Consider the following 24,597-nt stretch of genomic DNA (forward strand, 5'->3'; position numbering starts at 1 on the left):
CCGTCACATCACGTCACCGACACGTCGCGCACCGGGAACCCCATCCCGTTCACGCACGTCTCAAGGGTATGCGCAGCCTCATCCCGACCACCTCGCGGATTCCGCTCACCGTGCTCGTCGCCACGGGCGTCCTGCTCTCCGGCTGCGGGGAGACGACCGTCACCCCGGGCGATCCGGGGCAGACCTCCGCGGAGTCCCCGTCCACCCGGCGTCCGCGAATCGAACTGACCATCGAGCGGGACGTGTCGTCCGAGGCCGACGGCTCCACGGGGCTCGACGGATTCTCTCCGGGGGTGTGGACACTGACCTGCGATCCGGTCGGTGGCGACCACCCCGACCCCGAGGCCGCCTGCGCGGCGCTGGAGGAGGCGGGGATCGAGGTCTTCGCCCCGGTTCCCGAGGACCAGCCCTGCACCATGATCTACGGCGGCCCGGAGACCGCGACCGTCACCGGACGCATCGGGGACACCGAGGTGAACGCCGAGTTCTCCCGCACCAACGGCTGCGAGATCGACCGCTGGGAGCGGCTGTCCCCACTGCTGAACCCGTGAAGGGAGCCCCCCGAAAAAGCAAAACCCCGGCCATGGGGCCGGGGTCTCTGTGGGCGAGGAGGGATTTGAACCCTCACATCCTTTCGGACACACGGACCTGAACCGTGCGCGTCTACCGTTCCGCCACCCGCCCGAGTGACACTCACCGCGTCTGTCGACATAGTATCGACCTGGGAGTTCCCCGGGTCGTTCCCTTTCGACGTGTTCAAGGCTAGCACGCTCGCGGAGGGGCTCGTGCCACCTCTTCTCCACCGGTCGTTCGGTAACGAGTCCGTCTGGTGAAGCAAAAGAGGCCGTAGCCCGGTTACGATCATCTCATCGGGACGTGGAGTCAAGGGAGGTACCTCGTGGGAGTGCTTCAACGCTTCGAGCGCCGGCTCGAAGGGATGATCGAAGGCACCTTCGCGCGAGCCTTCAAGTCGGAGCTCCAGCCCGTCGAGGTCGCCAGCAACGTGCAACGAGAGATGGACGAGCGCGCCGCGATCGTCGCTCAAGGCCGCACCCTGGTCCCCAACGACTTCGTCGTGGAACTCTCCGGCTCGGACAGGGAGCGACTCGCCGTCTACGCGGACAACCTCGGCCAGGAGCTGGCCAAGCTGGCCCGCGAGTACGCCACCGAACAGGGCTACTCGTTCGTCGGTCCGGTCCGGGTGCGGTTCGAGACGGCCGACGACCTCCAGACCGGCCGGTTCCGGGTTCGTTCCGCTGTCATCCGTGGAGACACCTTCAAAGACGGCGAGATCATCAAGCCGGTCACCGATCACCCCCGCCACGGAAACGCGGTTCCGGGCCGCCCCCGACTGCTGCTGTCCCCCGGCGGTGCGGCGGCCGAAGGCACCTTCACCGCGCAGGGGTCGCAGCAGGCCTACGAGCTGACCTCCGAGGTGACGCTCCTGGGGCGGGGCACCGACTGCGATCTGAGACTGGTGGACAACGGTGTCTCACGTCACCACGCGGAGATCCGGGTGGAGGGCGCCGAGGCCGTCCTTGTGGACCTGAACTCCACCAACGGAACCTTCGTCAACGGCCAGCAGGTCAAACGGGCACGTCTCGTCGACGGCACCCGGATCAGCCTCGGCAGGACGACGATGACGTTCCGGCGCGACTGAACAACTGAATCAGGCAACGAGACCCGCGACGTTACGTGACGTAGCGGGTCTTCCCCATAGCGACACCAATCATGCCGAGGCAATTATTCATCCCCCCAGCAGGACTTTATTCCGAATACCGCTTCAATCGGGCACAATAACCGGGTCCAATGGGTTCACCTGGCTTCCGAGGCGGTAGGCACGGTTCGACGCGACAGTACGCGCTGGCGGAGCCATCACCGCTGACCCAGCCGGAGCACGACAGGGGCTGAAGAGCACTGCAATGTCCGAGTTGACTCTCATGTTGATCAAGCTCGCGTTCCTCGCGGTGCTGTGGCTGTTCATCATCATGGCGGTGGGAGTGATCCGCACCGACCTGTTCGGCCCTGCCACCAGCAAGAAACGCGGCTCCGCCCGCGGCGGCCGAGAGGCCGGACGCCCCAAACCCGCCCGCCCCGCACGCGGGCGGCGCAACGAACCCCGCGCCCTGGTTGTCACCAAGGGTCCCCTGGCGGGGACAACCATCGACCTCACCGCCCAGCCGATCACCATCGGCCGCGCCAAGGACTCCACCCTCGTCATCAACGACGACTACGCCTCGGGGCGGCACGCCCGACTCTTCCCCGACAACGGCCGCTGGATCGTCGAGGACCTCGGTTCGACGAACGGCACCTACCTCGGCACGGCCCGGCTGACCCGCCCGCAGCCCGTCTCCGTAGGCCAGCCCATCCGCATCGGCAAGACCGTTCTGGAACTACGCAAATGACCATCGCACTTCGATACGCGGCGTACTCCGACGTCGGCTGCCTGCGAGAGGGCAACGAGGACTCCGGTTACGCGGGACCCAATCTGCTCGTCGTGGCCGACGGGATGGGCGGACACGCGGGTGGCGAGATCGCCAGCGCGCTGGCTGTGCACTCGTTGATGCCCCTGGACGAGGACATGCCCGGCAGCGAAATGGTCCGCGCCCTCGAGAACGCCGTCGCGGCGGCGAACGACGCGCTGGCCCGCAGGGTCATCCAGGAACCCCACCTGGAGAACATGGGCACCACGCTGACCGCCATGCTGTGGTCGGGCGCGCGGACGGTCCTGGTCCACGTCGGCGACTCACGCGCCTACCTGCTGCGCAACAACGAACTCCAGCAGATCACCAGCGACCACACCCTGGTGCAGACCCTGGTGGACGAGGGGAAGATCACCGAGGACGAGGTCGCCACCCACCCCCAGCGCTCCCTCCTGCTGCGCGCCATCCAGGGCCAGGGACGCGTCGATCCGGACCTGTCCGTGCGAGAGGCCCAGATCGGCGACCGTTACCTGCTCTGCTCCGACGGCCTGTCCGGAGTGGTCAGCAAGGAGACCATCCACGAGACGCTCGCCACGGAGCGCAGTCCCGAGACGGCGGCGACCCGACTCATCGAACTGGCCATCCGCGGCGGCGGTCCCGACAACATCACCGCCGTGGTCGCCGACGTGATCGACACCGCCGTCGATCCGCTCGGTCCGACAGCCACTCCCACCCTGGTCGGCGCGGCGAGCCAGCGTCGGGAACCGGCCGTGACGTCCGACACCCCGGCCGGACGCGCCCAGGAGTTGACGCGCGGCGCCGGCGACACCGCCGAGATGGACCGCATCCCCTCCTACGACCCCGAGGACGACGAGCCCGACCCGCCGCGCACCCAGCGCTGGTGGCCGATGGTGCTCACCTTCCTCGTCCTGGTGGCGATCGTGGCGGGGGCCGGCTTCTACTTCGGCCGCCAGTTCCTGGCGAGCCAGTACTTCGTGGGTGCCAGCGAGGACGGCGAAGTCGCGATCTACCAGGGCATCAACACCGACGTCGCGGGATACAGCCTGGCGACCGAGGTACAGCGCACCGACATTCCGCTGGACGGGCTCCCCGACACCGAACGCGAGTCGGTGGAACGCAGCATCACCGTCGACAGCCTCGACGAGGCGGAGGAGCGTGTCGCCACCCTGCGGGAGACCTTCGAGGCCTGTGAGCGGGAGCCCTCCTCCTGCGGCCTCGACGACACCGACAACGGCGTCGCGCCGACCTCCGCGCCCACAGGGGACGAGGAGGCGCAGACGCCAGGAACCTCCGCCCGGGAACCCGCGTCTCAACCCAATGAGACGGACCAGGGTGGGCAGGACACGGGAGGCGAGCAATGAGCGACGCACTGTCGACCGCGCTGCCGCCGGTCAAACGGCGTAACGCCGAACTGGTCATGCTGCTGATCTCGATCGGCATCACGCTGTTCGCGATGATCGAGGCGAGCCTGACCCGCAACGGTGAGATGCCGCCGAACCTGTTCCTGTACGGGGGGCTGTTCGGCGGTCTGACACTGCTGGCCCACGTCTTCATCCGTTTCTTCGCGCCCTACGCCGACCCGCTGCTGCTGCCGCTGGCCACCCTCCTCAACGGACTGGGCATCGCCATGCTGTGGCGCCTGTTCGAGGCCACCGGCAGCACCGACAACGGCAGCGCGATGGACCAGTTGATCCTGACCGCGGGCAGCCTGGTGGTCTTCGCCGCGATCGTGTACTTCCTCAAGGAGCCGCGGGTCCTGCAGCGCTACCCCTACCTCACGGCGCTCTGCGCGGTGTTCCTGCTGCTCCTCCCGCTGATCCCCGGCCTGGGCATGACCATCAACGGTGCCCGGCAGTGGATCAACCTGGGCGTCACCAGCCTCCAGCCGTCCGAGTTCGCCAAGATCGCGCTGGTCGTCTTCCTGTCCGGATACATGGTCACCAAGCGCGACGTGCTCTCCCTCGTGAGCAAGCCGGTCAAGATCGGTCCGATCAAGGTACTGGAACTGCCCCGGATGCGCGACCTGGCCCCGATGGCCGTCATGTGGGGCTTCTGCATCATCGTCCTGGTCATCCTGATGAACGACCTGGGCACCTCACTGCTGCTGTTCGGCACCTTCCTCGCGATGATCTACGTCGCCACGCAACGCTCCTCGTGGATCATCCTGGGCCTGAGCGCGTTCTTCGGCGCCTGCGCCCTGCTGTACCCGTTCGTCCCGCACTTCCGGACCCGCGTGGTCACCTGGCTGGACGCCTTCAGCCCCGAGGTGTTCTGCACCGACGAGGTCATCGCCAACAACACCGACGCCTTCTGCGTGCAGGCCGGACAGACCAGTCAGCAGCTCGTACAGGGCCTGTTCGCGATGGGCGAGGGCGGCATTCTGGGTGCCGGACTGGGCGGCGGCAAGCCCGGTCACGTCCCCGAGGTGCAGAACGACTTCATCTTCAGCGCGTTCGGCGAGGAGCTCGGGCTCACCGGGCTCATGGTGATGCTGTTCGCGCTGGCCCTGCTCGCCGAACGGGGCATGCGCATCGCGCTGGCCTCCCGGGAGCTGTTCGTCAAGATGTTCGCCTCGGGAATCTCGTTCCTCATCGCCTTCCAGAGCTTCGTGGTCATCGGCGGCGTCACCCGCGTCATCCCGATGACCGGTGCGACCATCCCCTTCGTGGCCAAGGGTGGTTCCGCGCTGCTGTCCAGTTGGATCATGCTCGCCCTGCTGGTCCGGATGAGTAACAACGCCCGTAAACCGGCCCCCGTGGCCATCCAGGACGAGGGGGCGACCCAGGTGATCTCCCGATGAACAAGCCCATTCGCAGACTCGCGGTGTTCTCCCTGGCGCTGTTCGGGGTGCTGCTGCTGAACACCACCTGGATCCAGGCGTTCCAGGCCGAGTGGCTGCGCGAGCACGAGTTCAACCGCCGCGACGTCGCCGAGCGGACCTCCCTGCCACGCGGCCCCATCGTGGTGGGCAACGAGCAGATCGCCACGTCCACGTTTGTCGAGGAGGAGGAGTACTACCAGCGCGACTACCCCCAGGGGGAGCTGTACGCGCACCCGGTGGGTGTGTTCAACCCGATGGGCAACTTCGGTATCGAGCAGACCCACAACTCCTACCTCAACGGCTCCGACGAGAGCCTCATGGTCCGCAACTTCCTGGACATGCTGACCGGCACCGACCCGCAGGGCGCCTCGGTCGTGCTCACCCTGGACCCCGCGGCCCAGCAGGCGGCCCTGGACGGGCTGAAGGCCAACGCCACCAACGGTCGGGGCGCGGCCGTCGCCATCGACCCCGAGACCGGCGCGATCCTGGCCGCCGCCTCGATCCCCACCTACGACCCGAACTCGGTGGCCGACCTCTCCGACGTCAACACCTCGGTCGAGAACTGGAACGCGCTGGCCGACAACGAGAACCAACCGCTGCTGAACCGGGTCCTCAACGAGCGCTACCCCCCGGGTTCCACGTTCAAGATCGTGACGGCCGCCGCGGCACTGGAGAACGGCCACACCATCGAGTCCACCATCGACGCTCCCGCCTCGATCCCGCTGGGCGGCAGTTCGCTGCCCAACGCCTTCGGCGGTCCCTGCAACGGCGGGGCGCCCGACTCGATCGCGCACTCGATCGAGATCTCGTGCAACACCTCGATGGCCAACTGGGCCATCGAACTCGGTGCCGATGCCATGCACGAGCAGGCCAGCGCGTTCGGGTTCAACTCCGGCCCGATGGAGATCCCGCTCCCGGTGACGGAGAGCCTGGCCCCCCTGGAACCCGACGACAACCTGCGCGCCCAGATGGGCATCGGGCAGGGCAAGATCGAGGCCACCCCCCTGCAGATGGCGATGGTCGCGGCCGGGGTCGCCAACGACGGCACCGTCATGCAGCCCTACCTGGTGCAGGAGATCCTCGGCCCGGACATGTCCGAGATCGAGTCCACCACCCCCGAGGTGTTCAGCGAGGCGATCAGCGCCGACACCGCCGAGCAGCTCACCGAGGCCATGATCCTGGTCACCGAAGGCGACGAGGGCAGCGGCACGAGCGGTGCGATCCCCGGCATCCAGGTGGCGGGCAAGACCGGAACCGCCGAGGTCGGTGACGGCGACACCCACAACTGGTTCATCTCCTTCGCTCCCGCCGACGACCCCCAGGTCGCGGTGGCGGTCGTCATCGAACGCGGTAACGCCAGCGGCGGCGTCCTGGCGGCTCCCGTGGCCAAAGCGATCATGGAAGCAGTGATCAACGAGTGAGTGGAAACCCTGAGCGCGGCCTCGGCTCCCGGGCCGGGGTGGTGCTGATCGACCGGTACCGCCTCGACGAGCGGATCGGCGTGGGCGGCATGGGCGAGGTGTGGCGGGCCACCGACATCCTGCTCAGCCGCCCCGTCGCGGTCAAGATGCTGCACCTGGCCCAGGTGAGCGATCCGGTCTCCCAGCAGCGGTTCCGCACCGAGGCCCAGATCACCGCGGCCCTGTCCCACCCGAACATCGCCCAGGTCTACGACTACGGCGAGCAGGACGGCTACGCCTTCCTGGTCATGGAGTTGATCTCGGGCGAGTCGCTGTCGGCGATCATCAAGCGCAACCCGGGACTCTCCCCCGACATCGCGCTGGACGTGCTGGACCAGGCCGCGCAGGCGCTCTCCGCCGCGCACGCCGGAGGGGTCATCCACCGCGACATCAAGCCGGGCAACCTGCTGGTGACCGAGGACGGCGCGGTGAAACTCACCGACTTCGGCATCGCCCGCGGCAACGAGTCGGTGACTCTGACCCAGACCGGCATGGTGATGGGTACCGCCCAGTACATCTCCCCCGAACAGGTGGCGGGAAAGCCCGCCACCCCGCTGTCCGACATCTACGCGCTGGGCATCGTCACCTACGAGTGCCTGGCGGGACGGCCACCGTTCACGGCGGACACCCCGCTGGCGCTGGCCCTGGCGCACTCCCGGGAACCGCCTCCGCCGCTGCCCGAGACCGTACCGCTCCCGGTGCGTGAACTGGTGGAGCTGATGCTGGCCAAGGACCCGCAGGACCGCCCGTCCTCCGCGGCCGAGGTCGCCCGGTTGGCGCAGCACGTGCGGTCCGTCCTGGGCAGCGGCAACGCCACCGAGACGCTGGGGCTGGCGTCCGCGGCCGACGCGACAGCGGTGGTCGCGGCTCTTCCCGGTCCCGCGACCGGTCCCGGCGCCACCGCCCACGGTCATCCCTCCGGAGCACAACCGCGGACGTGGTCTCCTTCGGAGGTCAGCGGCTCGGATAGAGTTGCCGAGAGATCCGCAGCACCGAACAGCCGCCTGAACCTGCCCGTCGTGTTCGCTCTGATCGCAACTGTCGGAGCCGTCGCGCTGGGAATCTTTCTGGTCGGGCAGCCGTGGAAGGAAACTGAACCCAATGGGACCCCTGCCAGCAGCCGGTCGGTCGTCCCCTCTCTTTCCCTGTCCCCCGACGAAACCGAGGACATAGCGACCGATCCGGAGACGTTTGCCCCGGATGAGCCTGGCGGCCAGCACGTTCCGGTCGAGACCGAACCGGAGCCCAGCTACTCGCCGACCACGGACCCAGAGCTACAGACCACACCGCCACCGTCCGCGGAACCCACCCCGCCCGACGACACCGAGACCGAGACCGACCCCGGTGACGATTCAGGTGACGACGAGGGCGAGGGCGCCCCGGACGCCGGTGGTGCGGCGCCTGGCGGTCCGACCACGGACACCAGCAGCGAGTCGAGAGACTTCACGTTGCCCTGATGCCCGCGGACGGCCGCTCAGGTCCCTTCACGACCGTGAGGAACAGTTCACGACATGTCTCAGCCACGGCTACTTGGTGGCCGCTACCAACTTGAGGCCCCCGTCGGGCGGGGTGGCATGGCCGAGGTCTTCCGCGCTCGCGACCTCCGTCTCGACCGGCTGGTGGCCGTCAAGACCCTGCGCTCGGACCTCGCCCGGGACCACACCTTCCAGGCCCGGTTCCGCCGGGAGGCGCAGTCCGCGGCCTCGCTGAACCATCCGTCGATCATCGCCGTGTACGACACCGGCGAGGACATGATCGACGGGCTTCCCATCCCGTACATCGTCATGGAGTACGTGGACGGACGCACGCTCAAGGAGCTGCTCGACGACAACCGGCGTCTGCTGCCCGAGCGGACGCTGGAGATCACCGACGGCATCCTGCGGGCCCTGGCGGCCGCACACGCCCGAGGCATCGTGCACCGCGACATCAAGCCTGCCAACGTCATGCTGACCCGCCAGGCCGAGGTCAAGGTGATGGACTTCGGCATCGCGCGGGCCATGGACGACTCCCAGGCCACGATGACGCAGACCTCACAGGTCATCGGCACCGCCCAGTACCTCTCTCCGGAGCAGGCGCGCGGTGAGCGGGTCGACGCGCGCAGCGACATCTACTCCACCGGCTGCGTGCTGTACGAACTGCTGACGAGCCGCCCCCCGTTCACGGGCGACTCCCCGGTGTCCATCGCCTACCAGCACGTGCGGGAGGACCCCATCCCGCCGTCGGAGCTGGACCCGGAGATCCCGGAGTGGATCGAGGCCATCGTGCTGCGCGCGATGACCAAGGACCGGGAGCAGCGCTACCAGAGCGCCGAGGAGATGCGCGCCGACATCCAGCGCGGTCTCCAGGGCATGCCGACCGCGGCGAGCACGATGGCTCTGGCCGCGGCGAACGGCGGCGCCACGACCGCGCTGCCCCCGGTGCGGGACCGCCGCCGTGACGACGACTACGACGACTACGACGACTATCCCTACGACGACGAGGACGACCGTCGGGGCGGCGGCAAGGCCCTGTGGATCGTGCTGGGCGGCGCGGTGCTGGCCGCCGCGGTCTTCCTGGGCTGGCTGCTGCTCTCGTCGGGCACGGACAACGTCACCGTCCCCGACGTGTCGGGGATGACGGTCGAGGAGGCCGAGGAGAGGCTTCGGGGAGCGGGCTTCGAGAACACCGAGGTGGACGAGGAGGGAGTGCCTGACAGCGAGGTCGAGGAAGGCCTGGTCGCCGGAACCGATCCCGCCAGGGGCGACACGGTCGCACCCGACACCCAGATCACCATCCTGGTCTCCAGCGGCCCGGAGATGATCGAGATGCCCGACCTGACCGGAATGACGCAGAGCGACGCGCTCGGTGAGATCAACCGTTCGGGGCTGGAACGCGGGGAGATCACCCACCAGGAGTCCGACGAGCCGCAGGGGACGGTGCTGTCGACCGATCCCGCGGCCGGCGAGGAGGTCGAGCCGGGGACTCCGGTGAACCTGGTGGTCGCCAAGGCCAGCAGCAGGATCCAGGTGCCCAACTTCTCGGGCATGACCCAGGACCAGGTCAGCGAGCAGCTCGCGGAGCTGGGGCTGACGCTCGACGCCCAGACCCAGGAGACCGACCAGGCCGCTCCGGGAACCGCGATCTCCCAGTCCCCGGAGGCGGGTGCCGAGATCGAGCGGGGCGGCACGGTCACGGTGACCTTCGCCGAGGCTCCTCAGCAGCCCACCGAGCAGCCCGGTCAGGGCAACGGTAACGGCAACGGCGACCAGTCTCCCCCCGACGGCTTCCCCACCGATTCCGACGACTGGGAGGATCTGTTCGAGAACTATCGCGGCAACGAGGAGTGACCGAACTCGACCGCGGGGCCGTCCGATCCTGGTGGATCGGACGGCCCCACCAGCGTTGATGACGGTCCGTCGCGGGAGTTATTCGCCCACACGTCCGGTTGTGCCTTAGACTGGCTTACCGTCCCGGATAACCTTTCGGACCACCTGTATTTTGGAGCAGCGACCGTGCCCAAGTCCCGCAGCGTGCGCAAGAAGAAGGCCGTTTACACGCCACCCCCGACGGCTCCCCAGCCGAAGATCGGCGGGCGCTGGGTGGCACCGGTCATGGTGGCATTCGGTGTCCTGGGAATCCTGTGGATCGGGGTCTACTACCTCATCGGCAACTTCGTCCCGGTCTCGTTCCTGGAGAACCAGCCCAACTGGAACCTCGCCATCGGGTTCAGCGGGATCATCCTGGCGCTCATCGTCTCCACACGCTGGCGCTGATTGTCCACAAGGTGGACGTGGCGCTGTTTTCCCAGCTCCATAGGGGTGCTGTGGGTTCTGTCCACAGATGATCCACTAGTTATCCACAGGGTTATCCACAGGGCGGTCGCCAGCGGCGCAAGGCCGCAGCCAGGCCGCCCTCCAGGACCAGGACGTGGTTTCCCGGCCGAACAGGCCGGGTCTCTTTCTGTGTCTCAGCGCAGGACCGTCCCGAGCACGGCCGCGACCGCGAGAACCACCATGTACCCAGCGGTGAGTCCGACGTGCCAGGCCGCAGGCGCCCACGGCCGGGTGCTGTCCCTCCTCGGTGGCAGGTAGGCGTACACCACTCCCAGGACCAGGCCGCTCACCAGACCACCGATGTGCGCGGTCCAGGAGATGCCCGGCACCAGGAAGGTGATCAGCAGGTTGGCCACCAGCAGGCCGAGGATGAAACGGGTGTCCAGCCTCAGCCGCCTGCCGAGCACGAAGGTCGCGCCGAACAGTCCGAAGATCGCCCCCGAGGCTCCGACCGACATCACCCCGGGCTGCAGCAGAAGACCCAGCACCGACCCACCGAGCGCACTGATCAGCCACAGGGCCGCATAGCGCAGGTGTCCGAGCCAGTTCTCCAACTGGGGTCCCAGGATGTACAGCGCGAAGCCGTTGAACAGCAGGTGCATCACACCGCCGTGCAGGAAGGCTCCGGTGATCAGGCGGTACCACTGGTCCCCTATGATCACCGCCGCGCCCCACATGCCGAACTGGCCGACGAGCGGGTCGTACTGGGTGGCGACCAGCCCCAGCGAACCGGCCGACACGACTTGGGCCACGAACACCACCGCGACGAGTCCCAGCAGCGTCCAGGTCACGTAGGGCTTGGCGATGAGCTTTCCTCCAAAAACGGTGCGCGCCTCTCTCACGCTCCGATTCCCCTCGGCGACGCATTCCACACACTGGAAGCCGACCGCGTCCTCCCTCATGCAGTCAGGACAGATCGGCCGGTCGCAGCGGCGGCATCGGAGGTAGGTCTCCCGGCCCGGATGCCGGTAGCAGACCGGAGCGTCCTGGGATGTCGGTTCGGAACTCGGAGAGGCGCTCATACCGTGTCGGGCCTACCTGCGTTCGATCGAGACGGTCTGGAGGACGACCGGATCCAGCGGCTTGTCCATCTGGTCGGTGGCGACCTCGGAGATGGTCTTGACGACCTCGCTGCCCTCGACGACCTCACCGAAGATGGTGTGCCTGCCGTTGAGCCAGTCGGTGGTGCCCACGGTGACGAAGAACTGGGATCCGTTGCTGTTCGGTCCCGCGTTGGCCATCGCCAGCAGGTAGGGACGGTCGAACTTCAGTGACGGGTGGATCTCGTCCTTGAACTTGTATCCGGGGCCGCCACGTCCGTTTCCGAGCGGGTCACCGCCCTGGATCATGAACCCCTTGATGACGCGGTGGAACACCGTGCCGTCGTAGAGCTTGGCCGTGGTGGGCTTGCCCGTACGGGGGTCCACCCACTGCTTGGTCCCCTCGGCGAGACCGACGAAGTTCGCGACCGTCTCTGGCGCCTCGCTGGGGAAGAGCTTGACGACGACCGTCCCCCTGGTGGTGTTCAGCCGCGCGAAGAGCTGACCATTGGTGTCAGACACCCGAGTGCCTTTCCGTTGCGGATGCTTACCCCTGACACGTTACCGCTCACCCGGGCCGCTCCGACTGCCGGAACAGCCTGAAAAGAGACACCGGACACGGTGTTTGAGGCGTGATCGGACCCGTATCGACCACGTATGTTGAGATAACACCCTGATAACGGACCGGTCGAGAACTGCGGGTCTGACGTCGAAGGCATAGGCCCTTGGCGTTCGGGAAGAGGGCACCCAGCAGCCCGCGAGTCAGAGGAGGACCACGTGGCAGTCGCATTGCAGCGTCGACAGGCCAGGAAAGAAGCCGAAGAAGCTCTGAGCCGCTTCCAGGAAATGGCCAGGGAGCAGGCGGAACGACTCACCCCATACACCACGCAGGCCAGGGAGGCCGCGGCACTGCGCATCCAGCAGGCTCGCGGCTGGACCGCTCCCCGCCTGCAGACCGCGGCCCAGCGGGTGGAGGACACCGTCGCGCCCCGCGTGGCCGGTCTCCTGAACACCGCCGCGCAGAAGGTGGAACCGGTTCCCGTCGTTCGCCGTCGCCGGGTTCCGAGGACTCTCGTCTACGTCGGGGTCGGAGCGGTCGGGCTCGCCGCCGTGTACGGCGTGCTGCGCCTGCGCCAGGCCACCCAGGACGCCGAGTGGCAGGCCAACCTCGAAAACGCTCGTGAGCAGGTGCGCCACACCAGGGAGCAGTTGGCGGCCAAGGCCCGTGAGACCCGTGAGAGGCTCATGAACAACACCGCGACGTCCCCCGAGGACGAGAAGACCACTCAGGGCGCTACGGAGGGCTCCAGTGAACTGAACGGTCGGGTCAAGCGGTAGCCCTTTGTGCCTCTTCGCCGTGAACGCCGGTGGCCCCACAGTTCCGACTGTGGGGCCACCGGCGTTTGTCGGTCCTGTGCGGCGCCGGGTGCGGCTGCGTCACCGGGTGGTGCGTCTGTCCTTGACGATCTGGTAGGTGAACGGGTAGCGCCAGTTGCTTCCCAGGAGGGTGCTGGCCCCCGCGACCAGTGGCAGGACGATCCAGCCCACCAGCATGAGGACGTAGATGGGGATGGTGACGATCAGCCACAGGGCGATCGGCGCCACCGCCATGGCGATGAGGATGTTCAACTGGTAGTTCAGCGCCTGGAACGCCTGGGCGCGCACGTACGGCGAGTTTCCCTGGACGAGCAGGACGATGAGCGGTCCCAGAAGGGAGACGAAGTAGCCCGACAGGTGTCCGCCCATTGCCCAGAGGCGTTCCGTCTGCGTCGGTTCGCCCCGCGCTCCGATGGCAGACGTAGCCGCCGAGGTCGGGACGGCGGACAGGTCGGCGACCAGTGGTTCCAGGTCCCCCCTGGTCTTGGCCGCCATCGCCTGGCCGAGCCGTTCGTCGAACTCCTCCTCGTCGAGTTGTCCCTCCGCGTACGCCTCCCGCAGCACTTCGGTGATACGGTCGCGCTCGGCATGGGTCACCCGCATCTGGGACGGCGGGACGGGACTTCCCCCTCGGGGGGAAGGAGGCGTCGGGTTGTACACGGCCACGATCACTCCCTGCCGCGCTCTGGTTCTGCTCTGGCCTTCCCGTTCAGGAAGCTGTGCTCTCCCTGTCCATGATCGGTCATCATGGATGTCCGGAACTCCGGGGACGCCCCTGAATATCCCCTGATTTCCACCCCCGTCGCTCCTCGTCGACGCAGTGTGTGCCCGGCGCGGCAGCCGTCGCCGCCTCAGGAGAGGGCGCGCCCGTCCGGACGGGGGTCACTCAAGGATTCCAACGACCGCCCGGCCGTCCTGGTTCCCCGTACCGATGGCCCCCGACGAAGTGCCTCGCCGGATATGCGAAGGCCGCCCCCTCTGGTGAGTGGGCGGCCGTTGTGGTCTGTGCTGACCTGTGTGTTCACTGGTGGAGCCAAGGGGAGTCGAACCCCTGACCTCCGGTATGCAAAACCGGCGCTCTGCCAGCTGAGCTATGGCCCCTCGGCAAGGTCATTGTCGCATTGCCTACGACAACGATTGAAGAGCATACCGCTCTCTCGCCATGTGTGGGGCGACCGGCGACCTTCAACCGGAGGACGGCACCAGGGTTTCTCTGGTGGAGTTCGGCGACGCGTCGGACTAGTTCTCGCTGGCGGCGGTGGCCTCGGTCCACAGGTCCAGCTCGGCGCGGTCAGCCTGGATCTTGCGGTAGATGGCGAACGCCCCGAGGGCCACCAGCACCAGGATGATGATCTTCTTCACGGTGAGGACCCCTTTACTTTCTTTTCGGGATGCTTGAGACGAGGCTCGACGCACGGTCCAGGCCGAGCTGAGTCGTGGCCGACATTGGTTGGCCGGTTTCGCCTGGGCCAGTCAAACCGAGCCAAGGCGCCTTTACAGCGCTTTATGGTTTTGTCCCCAAGCAGCCTAGCAACCCCGCGGCACTGTTACCTTGAATGGCATGCGGTGGCGTGCCTCCCATCCGTCTTGATCTCGGCGTTACCGGGATCAAAGCGCAGGTGGGTGACTGTTGCCGCGCCGTGGGAGTCCGGCGACGTGGCCACACTAGGTCAACAGGTCCAGGCGCCGAAGGACGGTGACGGTGTCCTGCCGGTCGGCTGCCATCCCGACCAGGTCATGCCACACCTCCTGGTAGGACGCCACATCTGCCTCCGCCTCCACGATCGTGCCGCCGTGGGGGTTGTCCACGAACACCAGCGAACTCTCCCCCTCGTCGAACCCCAGCACGGTGAAGGGGCCCGCGAAACCCGCGTGCGGACCGAGCGAGGAGGAGAGCAACTGGATGGTGACCCGTTCGTGCTCCTCTGCGAGCTCGATCATCCGGCTCAGTTGCGCGTGCCTTGTTTCCGGATCGGTCACCCGCTGCAGCGCGTCCTCCTCGACCAGGGCGTGATAGCGGGTGAGGGTGTCCCGGTCCAGGTTCTCCTGACGGTTGAGGTAGGCGGCGACCATGCGGTCGGTCAGGCGGCCGTTGTAGCCTCTGCTGCGCGCCAGCAGAGCCGTGTACTCGGGTGCCTGGAGAAGGTCGGGAATCAGCGCTCCGCCATAGGTGTCGATCGCGACGGCACCGGCCTCGTTGCCGACGTAGGCCGAGGAGACGACATTCTCGTAGTCGCTCCACCACGGGCGTGTCCGCGCCTCCCGAGCCAGCGTCAGGATGGCCTCGCGCTGCCCTCCGGTCACGCCGTACAACTGGAGCAGCGCGGACACCTCGGGGATCGAGAGCTTCTTGCGAATACCCGTCTCGATGTGTCCGAGTTTCGCCGGCGACCAGTCGAGTTCCTCGGCGGCGTCGCTGAGTGTCATACCCGCCCGCACACGCCAACGGCGTAGTTCCGCTGACAGGCGACGGCGACGAACAATGGGGCTGGTCATGACCTTCAGTCCGGGAACGCTGACGACCTCTGGCTCTGTAACCAGAGAATCACTACTGTCAGCCACGGGCAATGCGTTCCTGGAAATTGTTTGACGCTCGGGTGGGCGTCCCACCCCTTGGGGAAGCTGCCGCGGCGGAGGCCCTGTCGGACGCACCGGTGGAGTTCTTCTTCCGCACGGGCATGCCCCAACGGACCGGAGCGGTCAACAGGACGCGTCCCGGACGCCCCGAACCCGTTCCTCCTCGGTCCGCCGACCGCGCCGAACCGGTGTTCCCGGTCTCGCCCTGTCCGGCCTTCAGCGGTCTTGTGGGCAAACGCGGTGAGTCCGGACTATCGACCGCGTACGATGCGATGAGCCAGGAAACCAGAAACCTTCCGGTCGCAGCCTAGGAAACCGATGAGCTACCCCGTTGACGACACCGAGCAGTTGATCGAGGCCGTGGAGAAGGAGCTACCCCCATCCACACGCTCACGACTGATCGCGAAACTCCGTATGGGGGTCCACATCGACGACGCCGCGCGCGAGCTGGGGGTGAGTCCCCAGCGGGTGTTCTCGGCCGCGCGTGTTCTCGGTGCGTTCGGCGCCCAGCTCGACGCCACGCTCACGGCCGAACGCGACCCTGGACTACCGCACGGCACCGTCACCGGTTACAACAAGCGCTGCCGCTGTCCCGACTGCCGCGCTGCCCTCCAGCGGCGTATCTGATTCCGTCGCACTTTGAATATGCGCAGGTCAGACCGGTAAACCCCATACGCAAAACACCTGAAACCAGGATTTCACACAGTTTCTTCCGGGTTTTGGTCTCGGGGCATGCTTATTGATCTTGCAACCGGGGAACCGCGTCATCATGAATGAGCATGTGGACTGGGCCGCGATGAGCGACGAAGAGTTCATAGCGCTGGTGCGCCAGTTGCTCGAAGTACCGGTGGGGGCGGACTCCGAAGAGGAGTGACGCCCCTTCTCCGTATTCCTGGTCGAAACACTCCGCACCCTCTGGCGAGCCGTTGTCATCGGCTGGTGGGTCCGCTGTCACCGCACAGTGGTGGGCGCACTTCTCCCGCACGCCTGTGAACAGCCGCCTCGCCAGAGCGTGACTGCCGGTTTCCCGAGGAAGCTCGGGGGTAGCCAGCCTCGACATGGACACCGGCCCGTCGGCACCGATCCACGAGAGTGACCTGGAGTCTCCTGGGATCACTCGGCGCAGACGTGGTCGGGGGTTCAGTTATCTGGCTCCCGATGGAACCCCCTTGGACAGGCGGGAGCTCGCACGGGTCAAGGCTCTCTCAATCCCTCCGGCCTGGCGGGACGTGTGGATCTGTCCCTCACCTCTGGGACATGTCCAGGCGACGGGGGTGGACTCGGCCGGTCGCAGGCAGTACCTCTACCACGAGGAGTGGCGACGACGGCAGGACCGTGAGAAGTACGACCGCGTGGTGGAGTTCTCGACGTTCCTGCCCAAGATCCGCGAGGTCACACGGGCCGCTCTGGCACAGCGGGACTTCACCCGCGATCGGGTGCTGGCCGCTGGCCTGCGGCTGATCGACCTCGGTCTCTTCCGTGTGGGAAACGACGAGTACGCCGAGAACAACGAGAGCTACGGAGTGTCCACCCTGTTACGCGAGCACGTGACGTGCTCCAGGAGAAAGGTGGTTTTCCGCTTTCCCGGGAAGGGCGGCCAGCACAACGAGATCGAGTTGCGGGAAACCGGGGTGTGCCGGGTTGTCAGAGGGCTGCACCGGCACCGCGGCAGGGGCGAGAAGCTGCTGGCGTTCCGGGACCGCGGTTCCTGGTACGAGGTGACCTCCGACGATCTCAACGCCTACCTGAAGGAGATCGCCGGGGACCGGTACAGCGTGAAGGACTTCCGGACCTGGCACGCGACCGTGCTGGCCGCGGTCGGCCTGGCGGTGTCCAGCGAGGTCTCCGAGGAGGATGAGGCCGCGGTCCGACGCGCGGAGGCACGGGTGTGCAAGGAGGTCGCCGGTTACCTGCGAAACACGCCGGCGGTGGCACGGGCCTCCTACATCGATCCTCGGGTCTTCACGCTGTTCGAGAAGGGCGTGACCGTCCGGGACCGACTTCCCGAGCTGGGGAAGCAGACCGACCTCGGTGACCTCTCCACGGAGGGACCGGTCGAGGAAGCCGTGCGGGAACTGCTGACCGAGGTTTGACAGCCGGGTTGGCGGCGGATGCGATTCAGCCGCACCCCCGGCGAGGTCGAGGCATTCCACGGAACTCTCCAGAAGCGGGACACCACAGGTTGCCGGTGGCCGGTCGAGGCGCCCCCGGCGCCGAGTCCGGACACGGCCCCACCCACCCGCACTCGGATCACCCACCCGCACCACAGGGCGCTGCCCTCCTGGGGTGGCTGGTGTTCTTGCGGCTGTTCCGTCTGTGGGGGCGCGCCTGGACTCGGCGCCGGGGGCGCCTCGACCAGGCGCGGCCAGCCGGTGGTGGCCCGCCCCGGACGGCCGGGGTGGAATACCTCACCCATCCCCGGGACCCCCGCGCCCACCGCAGAACCGAACACTCACACCTCAGTGAGTGGGTGAGGGTCCCGCCTTCAGAACATCCCCCAACGCAAAAAAAGAGAGGGGCCGCCCCTTGCGGGGGCGGCCCCTCTCCAACACTGTGTACGGCGGCGACCTACTCTCCCACCCCACCAAAGAGGCAGTACCATCGGCGCTGGACGGCTTAACTACCGGGTTCGGAAAGGGACCGGGTGGACCCCGCCCGCTATGACCGCCGTAACCCTCACACCCACCCACACACCCAACAAAAGCATGCAAGCAGGAAACCTCAACATGAACAACGTGCGCGAGCACCCAGCATCTGCGGTGGACAAGCCCTCGGCCGATTAGTACCGGTCAGCTCCACCCCTCACAGGGCTTCCACATCCAGCCTATCAACCCCATCATCTCTGGGGAGCCTTACCCACTCGAAGTGGAAGGAGACCTCATCTCGAAGCAAGCTTCCCGCTTAGATGCTTTCAGCGGTTATCTCTCCCGAACGTAGCCAACCAGCCATGCCCCTGGCGGGACAACTGGCACACCAGAGGTTCGTCCATCCCGGTCCTCTCGTACTAGGGACAGCCCTTCTCAAGTCTCCAACGCGCGCAGCGGATAGGGACCGAACTGTCTCACGACGTTCTAAACCCAGCTCGCGTGCCGCTTTAATGGGCGAACAGCCCAACCCTTGGGACCAACTCCAGCCCCAGGATGCGACGAGCCGACATCGAGGTGCCAAACCATCCCGTCGATACGGACTCTTGGGGAAGATCAGCCTGTTATCCCCGGGGTACCTTTTAGCCGTTGAGCGACGCCGCTTCCACACGCCGACGCCGGATCACTAGTCCCTGCTTTCGCACCTGCTCGACACGTCCGTCTCACAGTCAAGCTCCCTTGTGCACTTACACTCACCACCTGATTGCCAACCAGGCCGAGGGAACCTTTGGGCGCCTCCGTTACCCTTTAGGAGGCAACCGCCCCAGTTAAACTACCCACCAGACACTGTCCCCGAACCGGATCACGGCCCCAGGTTAGATGCCCGAAACAGCCAGAGTGGTATTTCACCAACGCCTCCACCCGAACTAGCGTCCGAGCTTCACCGGCTCCCACCTATCCTACACAAACCATCCCAAACACCAATGTCAAGCTGTAGTGAAGGTCCCGGGGTCTTTCCGTCCTGCTGCGCGAAACGAGCATCTTTACTCGTAGTGCAATTTCACCGGGCCCACGGTTGAGACAGCGGGGAAGTCGTTACGCCATTCGTGCAGGTCGGAACTTACCCGACAAGGAATTTCGCTACCTTAGGATGGTTATAGTTACCACCGCCGTTTACCGGCGCTTAGATTCCCAGCCTCGACCCGAAGGTCTAACCGGTCCTCTTAACGTTCCGGCACCGGGCAGGCGTCAGTCCGTATACCGCGTCTTACGACTTCGCACGGACCTGTGTTTTTAGTAAACAGTCGCTTCCCCCTGGCCTCTGCGACCCCACCCAGCTCCGGACGCACAGTCCATCACCAGACAGGGCTCCCCTTCTCCCAAAGTTACGGGGACAATTTGCCGAGTTCCTTAACCATGGTTCACCCGAACGCCTCGGTATTCTCTACCAGACCACCTGCGTCGGTTTCGGGTACGGGCCGCCCACACACTCGCTAGAGGCTTTTCTCGACAGTACGGGATCACTCACTTCGGCTCAACGCCTCGACATCACGCCTCACCCCTGTAACGGAGCACGGATTTACCTGCACTCCGGGCTACACGCTTGACCCGGGACAACCACCGCCCGGTAGAGCTACCCCCCTGCGTCACCCCATCACTTACCTACTACCTCCTCGGACCCCACGCCGACACCCACCATCATCCGAAGACAACAGCAGCGCCGGTGGTGGTTAGCATCAGAAGCCTCGGTATCGGGCGCATGCGGACGGGTACGGGAATATCAACCCGTTATCCATCGACTACGCCTGTCGGCCTCGCCTTAGGCCCCGACTCACCCTGGGCGGATTAACCTGCCCCAGGAACCCTTAGTCAATCGGCGCACACGTTTCTCACGCGTGTTTCGCTACTCATGCCTGCATTCTCACTCCCACGCAGTCCACCCCGGATCACTCCACGGCTTCACCCCACGCAGGACGCTCCCCTACCACACCAGGAAAACCTGGCATCCACGGCTTCGGCGGTGTGCTTAAGCCCCGCTACATTATCGGCGCACAATCACTCGACCAGTGAGCTATTACGCACTCTTTCAAGGATGGCTGCTTCTAAGCCAACCTCCTGGCTGTCTCAGCAACTACACAACCTTTCCCACTTAGCACACGCTTAGGGGCCTTAGCCGATGATCTGGGCTGTTTCCCTCTCGACCACGAAGCTTATCCCCCGCAGTCTCACTGCCACGCTCAACTTCACCGGCATTCGGAGTTTAGCTGACCTCAGTAACCTTGTCGGGCCCATCAGCCAACCAGTCGCTCTACCTCCGGCAAGCACCACGCAACGCTGCACCTAAATGCATTTCGGGGAGAACCAGCTATCACGGAGTTTGATTGGCCTTTCACCCCTACCCACACCTCATCCCCCAGGTTTTCAACCCTGGTGGGTTCGGGCCTCCACGAGGTCTTACCCCCGCTTCACCCTGGACATGGGTAGATCACCCCGCTTCGGGTCCACAGCATGCGACTCAAACGCCCTCTTCAGACTCGCTTTCGCTACGGCTCCCCCACCCGGGTTAACCTCGCCACACACCATGACTCGCAGGCTCATTCTTCAAAAGGCACGCCATCACCCACCCCAAAAGACAGGCTCTGACGGCTTGACAGCACACGGTTTCAGGTACTCTTTCACAACCCCTCACCGGGGCACTTTTCACCTTTCCCTCACGGTACTCGTCCACTATCGGTCACCAGGACGTATTCAGGCTTAGCAGGTGGTCCTGCCAGATTCACACGGAATTCCTCGGGCTCCGCGCTACTCGGGAACACATCCAACACCATGCCGACAGGCTTCGCCTACGGGACTCTCACCCACTCCGGTACCGTTTCCCACCGGTTTCGACTACCCACGACACAAGCGCTCCAGGCCGGCAGACCCAGACAGACACGCCCCACAACCCCACACACGCAACGACTGCCGTCTTTACCACGCATGCGGTTTAGCCACCATCCCCTTTCGCTCACCACTACTCAGGGAATCACTGTTGTTTTCTCTTCCTGCGGGTACTGAGATGTTTCACTTCCCCGCGTCACCACCAACTGCCCTATACATTCAGACAGCGGCGACGTGCCATAACGCACGCCAGGTTTCCCCATTCGGACACCCACGGATCAACGCCCGGTTGACAACTCCCCGTGGACTATCGCGGCCTCCCACGTCCTTCATCGGCGCCTGGTGCCAAGGCATCCACCGTATGCCACTCTCGCTTGGCCACCACAGAAACAAGATGCTCGCGCACACTATCCACAAATCAAAACACACACCACACACCCGACCACCACCAGACAGGACCCAACCAGACCCACGTCCAACCAAACCCCACCCGGAGTTCGTCGGGATGGCACCCGCGGAAACAACCACCCAGCACCCCACCCACCCGGGCAGGACACCAAGGAAACACGGTTGCTCCCTCAGACACCCAACAGCGCGCCCCCACCAGACCACAAAGACCCAGCAGGGGAAGTTCGCTCTCACAACCGAGTACCAGACCCCGGCCACCGACAACCGGCGACACCAGAGCTGGTTCCACTCACGAGCCCGCCAACCCATCGACAAAACGGTTGGCTCGAAAAGCTCCTTAGAAAGGAGGTGATCCAGCCGCACCTTCCGGTACGGCTACCTTGTTACGACTTCGTCCCAATCACCAGCCCCACCTTCACACGCTCCCTCCCCGAAGGGTTAGGCCACGCGTTTCGGGTGTTGCCGACTTTCGTGACGTGACGGGCGGTGTGTACAAGGCCCGGGAACGTATTCACCGCGGCGTTGCTGATCCGCGATTACTAGCGACTCCACCTTCATGGGGTCGAGTTGCAGACCCCAATCCGAACTGAGACCGGCTTTAAGAGATTCGCTCCGCCTCACGACATCGCACGCCCTCTGTACCGGCCATTGTAGCATGTTTGCAGCCCAAGACATAAGGGGCATGATGACTTGACGTCATCCCCACCTTCCTCCGAGTTGACCCCGGCAGTCTCCCATGAGTCCCCACCATCACGTGCTGGCAACATGGAACAAGGGTTGCGCTCGTTGCGGGACTTAACCCAACATCTCACGACACGAGCTGACGACAGCCATGCACCACCTGTCACCGATCCCCGAAGGACCCCACATCTCTGCAGGATTACCGGTGATGTCAAACCTTGGTAAGGTTCTTCGCGTTGCGTCGAATTAAGCAACATGCTCCGCCGCTTGTGCGGGCCCCCGTCAATTCCTTTGAGTTTTAGCCTTGCGGCCGTACTCCCCAGGCGGGGCGCTTAATGCGTTAGCTACGGCACGGAAACCGTGGAAAGTCCCCACACCTAGCGCCCAACGTTTACAGCGTGGACTACCAGGGTATCTAATCCTGTTCGCTCCCCACGCTTTCGCTCCTCAGCGTCAGGTAAGGCCCAGAGACCCGCCTTCGCCACCGGTGTTCCTCCTGATATCTGCGCATTTCACCGCTACACCAGGAATTCCAGTCTCCCCTACCTACCTCAAGCCTGCCCGTATCCACTGCACACCCGAAGTTAAGCCCCGGGCTTTCACAGCAGACGCGACAAGCCGCCTACGAGCTCTTTACGCCCAATAATTCCGGACAACGCTCGGACCCTACGTATTACCGCGGCTGCTGGCACGTAGTTAGCCGGTCCTTATTCCCCACCTACCGTCAACCCCCAGAACACTGGAAGCCTACGTCAGTGGTAAAAGAGGTTTACAACCCGAAGGCCGTCATCCCCCACGCGGCGTCGCTGCGTCAGGCTTCCGCCCATTGCGCAATATTCCCCACTGCTGCCTCCCGCAGGAGTCTGGGCCGTGTCTCAGTCCCAGTGTGGCCGGTCGCCCTCTCAGGCCGGCTACCCGTCATCGCCTTGGTAGGCCATCACCCCACCAACAAGCTGATAGGCCGCGAGCCCATCCCCAACCGAAACAACTTTCCACCCCCACCCATGCAGGCAGGAGTCATATCCGGTATTAGACCCGGTTTCCCGGGCTTATCCCAGAGTCAGGGGCAGGTTACTCACGTGTTACTCACCCGTTCGCCGCTCGTGTACCCCCGAAGGGGCCTTACCGCTCGACTTGCATGTGTTAAGCACGCCGCCAGCGTTCGTCCTGAGCCAGGATCAAACTCTCCATCAAAGGCCAAACACCAACCCCCGAGCAACCCCGAAGGCGGCAAACCTGAAACAGAGGCTCATCCCAACCAGACACCCAAACCAGGGTGCCGATCAAAGGAACCCCCACCCCCTCAAACCGAAGGAGTGGCAGGAGCCAAAATCACAAACTCGGCTGTAAAAACAAACACGCGCTGTTGAGTTCTCAAGAAACAACCGCCGACCGTCCACAAGCCACCAGGCTCTTCCCCAGCCGCGGCATTCCCGCTTCGTTGTCGGTTCCGACTCTAGCAGCTCCCCGCCCCGGCGCAAATTCGCGCCGATCCGGAAAACCACCGGAGAAGAAACCGGCCGGAGTTTCCCCGCAGAAACCATTCCGCCGTTCCGCTCCGTTGCGCTCTGGACTTTACCGGCTCTCCCCGAAACCGCCAAATCGGCGTTTCCGGATCCTTTCCGGAGGCACAGAGCAAGGTATTGCCGCCAATTCCTCGCGGCATGGCAATCATGCCAGAAGAAAGAGGCGCTCAAGACCGTTGGGTGTTGGGCACGTCCACCAGAGCGGTGTCCGGTTCGCCCAGAGAAGGTCGCCACCACGCCCGGGCGTTGCCACGGGCTCCAGGGCGACTCGACTAAATCTAGTCGCCCTCCACGGCCATGACAACCAAAAGCACTGTGACCTGCATCACATATCCCTGTCCAGGAGGACCGCCTGCTCCGCCGCCCACGGGCTGATGCTCCAGGAGGCGGTCTCGGCCATGTCGACAAAAGCCTGCCAGTCGACCCACCGCCAGTCCATGACCTCCGCCGGATCAGGCTGCGGCTCGTCCTCCGTCGCGGCGACGTACACGGGGCAGACCTCGTTCTCCACCACACCGCTCGCGTCGACGGCCCGGTACCGGAAATCCGGCAGGACCAGGCGCAACCGCTCGATCCGCAGCCCCAACTCCTGCTGCACCCTGCGGTGTACCGCCGCCTCGACCGCCTCTCCCGGTGCCGGGTGACCGCAGCAGGAGTTGGTCCACACCCCTGGCCAGGTCCGCTTGTCCAGCGCGCGCCGAGTGACCAGGAAGCGGCCCCGCGAGTCGAAGATGTAGCAGGAGAACGCCAGATGCAGCGGGGTCCGCTCGTGGTGCACTCCGCTCTTGGCCGCCGCACCGATCGGTCGACGCAGCTCGTCGAGCAGGACCACGTTCTCCCGCCCGGCCGGTCTCGCAACACCGCTCATCAGCTTCTCCCGACTCTCTCCCCGAGGTTACCCGCCACCATCACACTGACTACCTAGAGTTCTACAGGGAACACAGAAAGTCTCCTGTTTTCGAGACGACGGTGTTCCGCCGCGACCG

Annotated in this window: 18 protein-coding genes, 2 tRNA genes and 3 rRNA genes; 12 read left to right on the plus strand and 11 right to left on the minus strand. The window is 65.4% G+C overall.

What is annotated here, in order from left to right; genetic code table 11:
• The first annotated feature begins 68 nt into the window (after positions 1-68).
• Positions 69-551: an SSI family serine proteinase inhibitor gene (locus NI17_RS19570; protein WP_068691399.1), complete on the plus strand. Its 483-nt coding sequence runs from the start codon at positions 69-71 to the stop codon at positions 549-551.
• A gap of 50 nt (positions 552-601) precedes the next feature.
• Here NI17_RS19570 and NI17_RS19575 read toward each other — a convergent pair.
• A tRNA-Leu gene (locus tag NI17_RS19575) sits at positions 602-684 on the minus strand.
• A gap of 214 nt (positions 685-898) precedes the next feature.
• Here NI17_RS19575 and NI17_RS19580 point away from each other — a divergent pair.
• The 8 genes from NI17_RS19580 (at position 899) to NI17_RS19615 (ending at position 10,477) form a co-directional block, all read left to right on the plus strand.
• Positions 899-1,660, plus strand: a complete 762-nt coding sequence (locus NI17_RS19580; protein WP_084012606.1) for an FhaA domain-containing protein — start codon at positions 899-901, stop codon at positions 1,658-1,660.
• Between the two features lie 262 nt (positions 1,661-1,922).
• Entirely contained in the window at positions 1,923-2,405 is a 483-nt protein-coding gene (locus NI17_RS19585; protein WP_068691397.1) for an FHA domain-containing protein FhaB/FipA, read from the plus strand.
• The gene (locus NI17_RS19590; protein ID WP_068691395.1) at positions 2,402-3,805 is read left to right on the plus strand and encodes a Stp1/IreP family PP2C-type Ser/Thr phosphatase; all 1,404 of its coding nucleotides are present in this window, start codon (positions 2,402-2,404) and stop codon (positions 3,803-3,805) included. The genes NI17_RS19585 and NI17_RS19590 overlap by 4 nt, the downstream gene beginning before the upstream one ends.
• Positions 3,802-5,244, plus strand: coding sequence for an FtsW/RodA/SpoVE family cell cycle protein (locus NI17_RS19595; RefSeq protein ID WP_068691393.1), 1,443 nt, complete (start codon positions 3,802-3,804; stop codon positions 5,242-5,244). Before NI17_RS19590 ends, NI17_RS19595 begins: the two co-directional genes overlap by 4 nt.
• The gene (locus NI17_RS19600; protein ID WP_119268144.1) at positions 5,241-6,686 is read left to right on the plus strand and encodes a peptidoglycan D,D-transpeptidase FtsI family protein; all 1,446 of its coding nucleotides are present in this window, start codon (positions 5,241-5,243) and stop codon (positions 6,684-6,686) included. Before NI17_RS19595 ends, NI17_RS19600 begins: the two co-directional genes overlap by 4 nt.
• On the plus strand, positions 6,683-8,182 hold the full coding sequence (locus NI17_RS19605) for a serine/threonine-protein kinase (RefSeq protein WP_068691392.1): 1,500 nt from the start codon (positions 6,683-6,685) through the stop codon (positions 8,180-8,182). The genes NI17_RS19600 and NI17_RS19605 overlap by 4 nt, the downstream gene beginning before the upstream one ends.
• A gap of 54 nt (positions 8,183-8,236) precedes the next feature.
• The gene (gene pknB, locus NI17_RS19610; protein WP_068691390.1) at positions 8,237-10,051 is read left to right on the plus strand and encodes a Stk1 family PASTA domain-containing Ser/Thr kinase; all 1,815 of its coding nucleotides are present in this window, start codon (positions 8,237-8,239) and stop codon (positions 10,049-10,051) included.
• Positions 10,052-10,216: 165 nt separating this feature from the next.
• Positions 10,217-10,477, plus strand: a complete 261-nt coding sequence (locus NI17_RS19615; protein ID WP_068691388.1) for a cell division protein CrgA — start codon at positions 10,217-10,219, stop codon at positions 10,475-10,477.
• A 194-nt stretch (positions 10,478-10,671) separates the two neighbouring features.
• Here the strand turns inward: NI17_RS19615 and NI17_RS19620 are convergent, their stop codons facing one another.
• A complete protein-coding gene (locus NI17_RS19620) occupies positions 10,672-11,379 on the minus strand; it encodes a rhomboid family intramembrane serine protease (protein WP_234401929.1) in 708 nt (235 codons plus the stop codon).
• 192 nt (positions 11,380-11,571) lie between these two features.
• Positions 11,572-12,099, minus strand: a complete 528-nt coding sequence (locus NI17_RS19625) for a peptidylprolyl isomerase (protein WP_068691384.1) — start codon at positions 12,097-12,099, stop codon at positions 11,572-11,574.
• A gap of 255 nt (positions 12,100-12,354) precedes the next feature.
• Between NI17_RS19625 and NI17_RS19630 the strand changes: the two genes are divergently transcribed.
• Positions 12,355-12,915, plus strand: coding sequence for a hypothetical protein (locus tag NI17_RS19630; RefSeq protein ID WP_068691382.1), 561 nt, complete (start codon positions 12,355-12,357; stop codon positions 12,913-12,915).
• Between the two features lie 99 nt (positions 12,916-13,014).
• Here NI17_RS19630 and NI17_RS19635 read toward each other — a convergent pair whose 3' ends face one another.
• From NI17_RS19635 to NI17_RS19650, 4 genes are all read right to left on the minus strand, one after another.
• Positions 13,015-13,620 (minus strand): DUF1707 and DUF4870 domain-containing protein, encoded by a 606-nt coding sequence (locus NI17_RS19635; RefSeq protein ID WP_243597550.1) that lies wholly within the window; start codon positions 13,618-13,620, stop codon positions 13,015-13,017.
• Between the two features lie 359 nt (positions 13,621-13,979).
• Positions 13,980-14,055 (minus strand) — tRNA-Ala (locus NI17_RS19640).
• A 138-nt stretch (positions 14,056-14,193) separates the two neighbouring features.
• Positions 14,194-14,316 (minus strand): DLW-39 family protein, encoded by a 123-nt coding sequence (locus NI17_RS19645; protein WP_211329501.1) that lies wholly within the window; start codon positions 14,314-14,316, stop codon positions 14,194-14,196.
• A gap of 303 nt (positions 14,317-14,619) precedes the next feature.
• Positions 14,620-15,450 carry a helix-turn-helix domain-containing protein gene (locus NI17_RS19650; protein WP_084012604.1) on the minus strand — a complete coding sequence of 277 codons (831 nt, stop codon included), beginning with the start codon at positions 15,448-15,450 and terminating at the stop codon, positions 14,620-14,622.
• A 399-nt stretch (positions 15,451-15,849) separates the two neighbouring features.
• Between NI17_RS19650 and NI17_RS19655 the strand changes: the two genes are divergently transcribed.
• Both NI17_RS19655 and NI17_RS19660 read left to right on the plus strand, forming a co-directional pair.
• Positions 15,850-16,158 carry a hypothetical protein gene (locus NI17_RS19655; RefSeq protein ID WP_068691377.1) on the plus strand — a complete coding sequence of 103 codons (309 nt, stop codon included), beginning with the start codon at positions 15,850-15,852 and terminating at the stop codon, positions 16,156-16,158.
• A gap of 431 nt (positions 16,159-16,589) precedes the next feature.
• Complete coding sequence (locus NI17_RS19660) at positions 16,590-17,624, plus strand: DNA topoisomerase IB (protein WP_068691376.1); 1,035 nt, start codon at positions 16,590-16,592, stop codon at positions 17,622-17,624.
• 462 nt (positions 17,625-18,086) lie between these two features.
• Here NI17_RS19660 and rrf read toward each other — a convergent pair.
• The 4 genes from rrf to idi all read right to left on the minus strand — a co-directional run bounded on the left by rrf (position 18,087) and on the right by idi (position 24,479).
• A 5S ribosomal RNA gene (gene rrf / locus NI17_RS19665) occupies positions 18,087-18,203 on the minus strand.
• A gap of 86 nt (positions 18,204-18,289) precedes the next feature.
• A 23S ribosomal RNA gene (locus NI17_RS19670) occupies positions 18,290-21,377 on the minus strand.
• A 368-nt stretch (positions 21,378-21,745) separates the two neighbouring features.
• Positions 21,746-23,279 (minus strand): 16S ribosomal RNA (locus NI17_RS19675).
• The 16S, 23S and 5S rRNA genes sit together here, the layout of an rRNA operon.
• Before the next feature lie 657 nt (positions 23,280-23,936).
• Entirely contained in the window at positions 23,937-24,479 is a 543-nt protein-coding gene (gene idi, locus NI17_RS19680; RefSeq protein WP_068693902.1) for an isopentenyl-diphosphate Delta-isomerase, read from the minus strand.
• Positions 24,480-24,597: the final 118 nt, after the last annotated feature.

This window comes from Thermobifida halotolerans (genome assembly GCF_003574835.2).
GTDB classification, from domain to species: domain Bacteria; phylum Actinomycetota; class Actinomycetes; order Streptosporangiales; family Streptosporangiaceae; genus Thermobifida; species Thermobifida halotolerans.

Bases quoted from the DNA above. Each gene is read 5' to 3' on its own strand.
- NI17_RS19570 (WP_068691399.1), top strand. From the start codon at position 69: ATGCGCAGCCTCATCCCGACCACCTCGCGGATTCCGCTCACCGTGCTC.
- NI17_RS19595 (WP_068691393.1), top strand. From the start codon at position 3,802: ATGAGCGACGCACTGTCGACCGCGCTGCCGCCGGTCAAACGGCGTAAC.
- NI17_RS19655 (WP_068691377.1), top strand. From the start codon at position 15,850: ATGAGCTACCCCGTTGACGACACCGAGCAGTTGATCGAGGCCGTGGAG.
- NI17_RS19590 (WP_068691395.1), top strand. From the start codon at position 2,402: ATGACCATCGCACTTCGATACGCGGCGTACTCCGACGTCGGCTGCCTG.
- NI17_RS19650 (WP_084012604.1), bottom strand. From the start codon at position 15,450: ATGACCAGCCCCATTGTTCGTCGCCGTCGCCTGTCAGCGGAACTACGC.
- idi (WP_068693902.1), bottom strand. From the start codon at position 24,479: ATGAGCGGTGTTGCGAGACCGGCCGGGCGGGAGAACGTGGTCCTGCTC.
- NI17_RS19660 (WP_068691376.1), top strand. From the start codon at position 16,590: ATGGACACCGGCCCGTCGGCACCGATCCACGAGAGTGACCTGGAGTCT.
- pknB (WP_068691390.1), top strand. From the start codon at position 8,237: ATGTCTCAGCCACGGCTACTTGGTGGCCGCTACCAACTTGAGGCCCCC.
- NI17_RS19585 (WP_068691397.1), top strand. From the start codon at position 1,923: ATGTCCGAGTTGACTCTCATGTTGATCAAGCTCGCGTTCCTCGCGGTG.
- NI17_RS19600 (WP_119268144.1), top strand. From the start codon at position 5,241: ATGAACAAGCCCATTCGCAGACTCGCGGTGTTCTCCCTGGCGCTGTTC.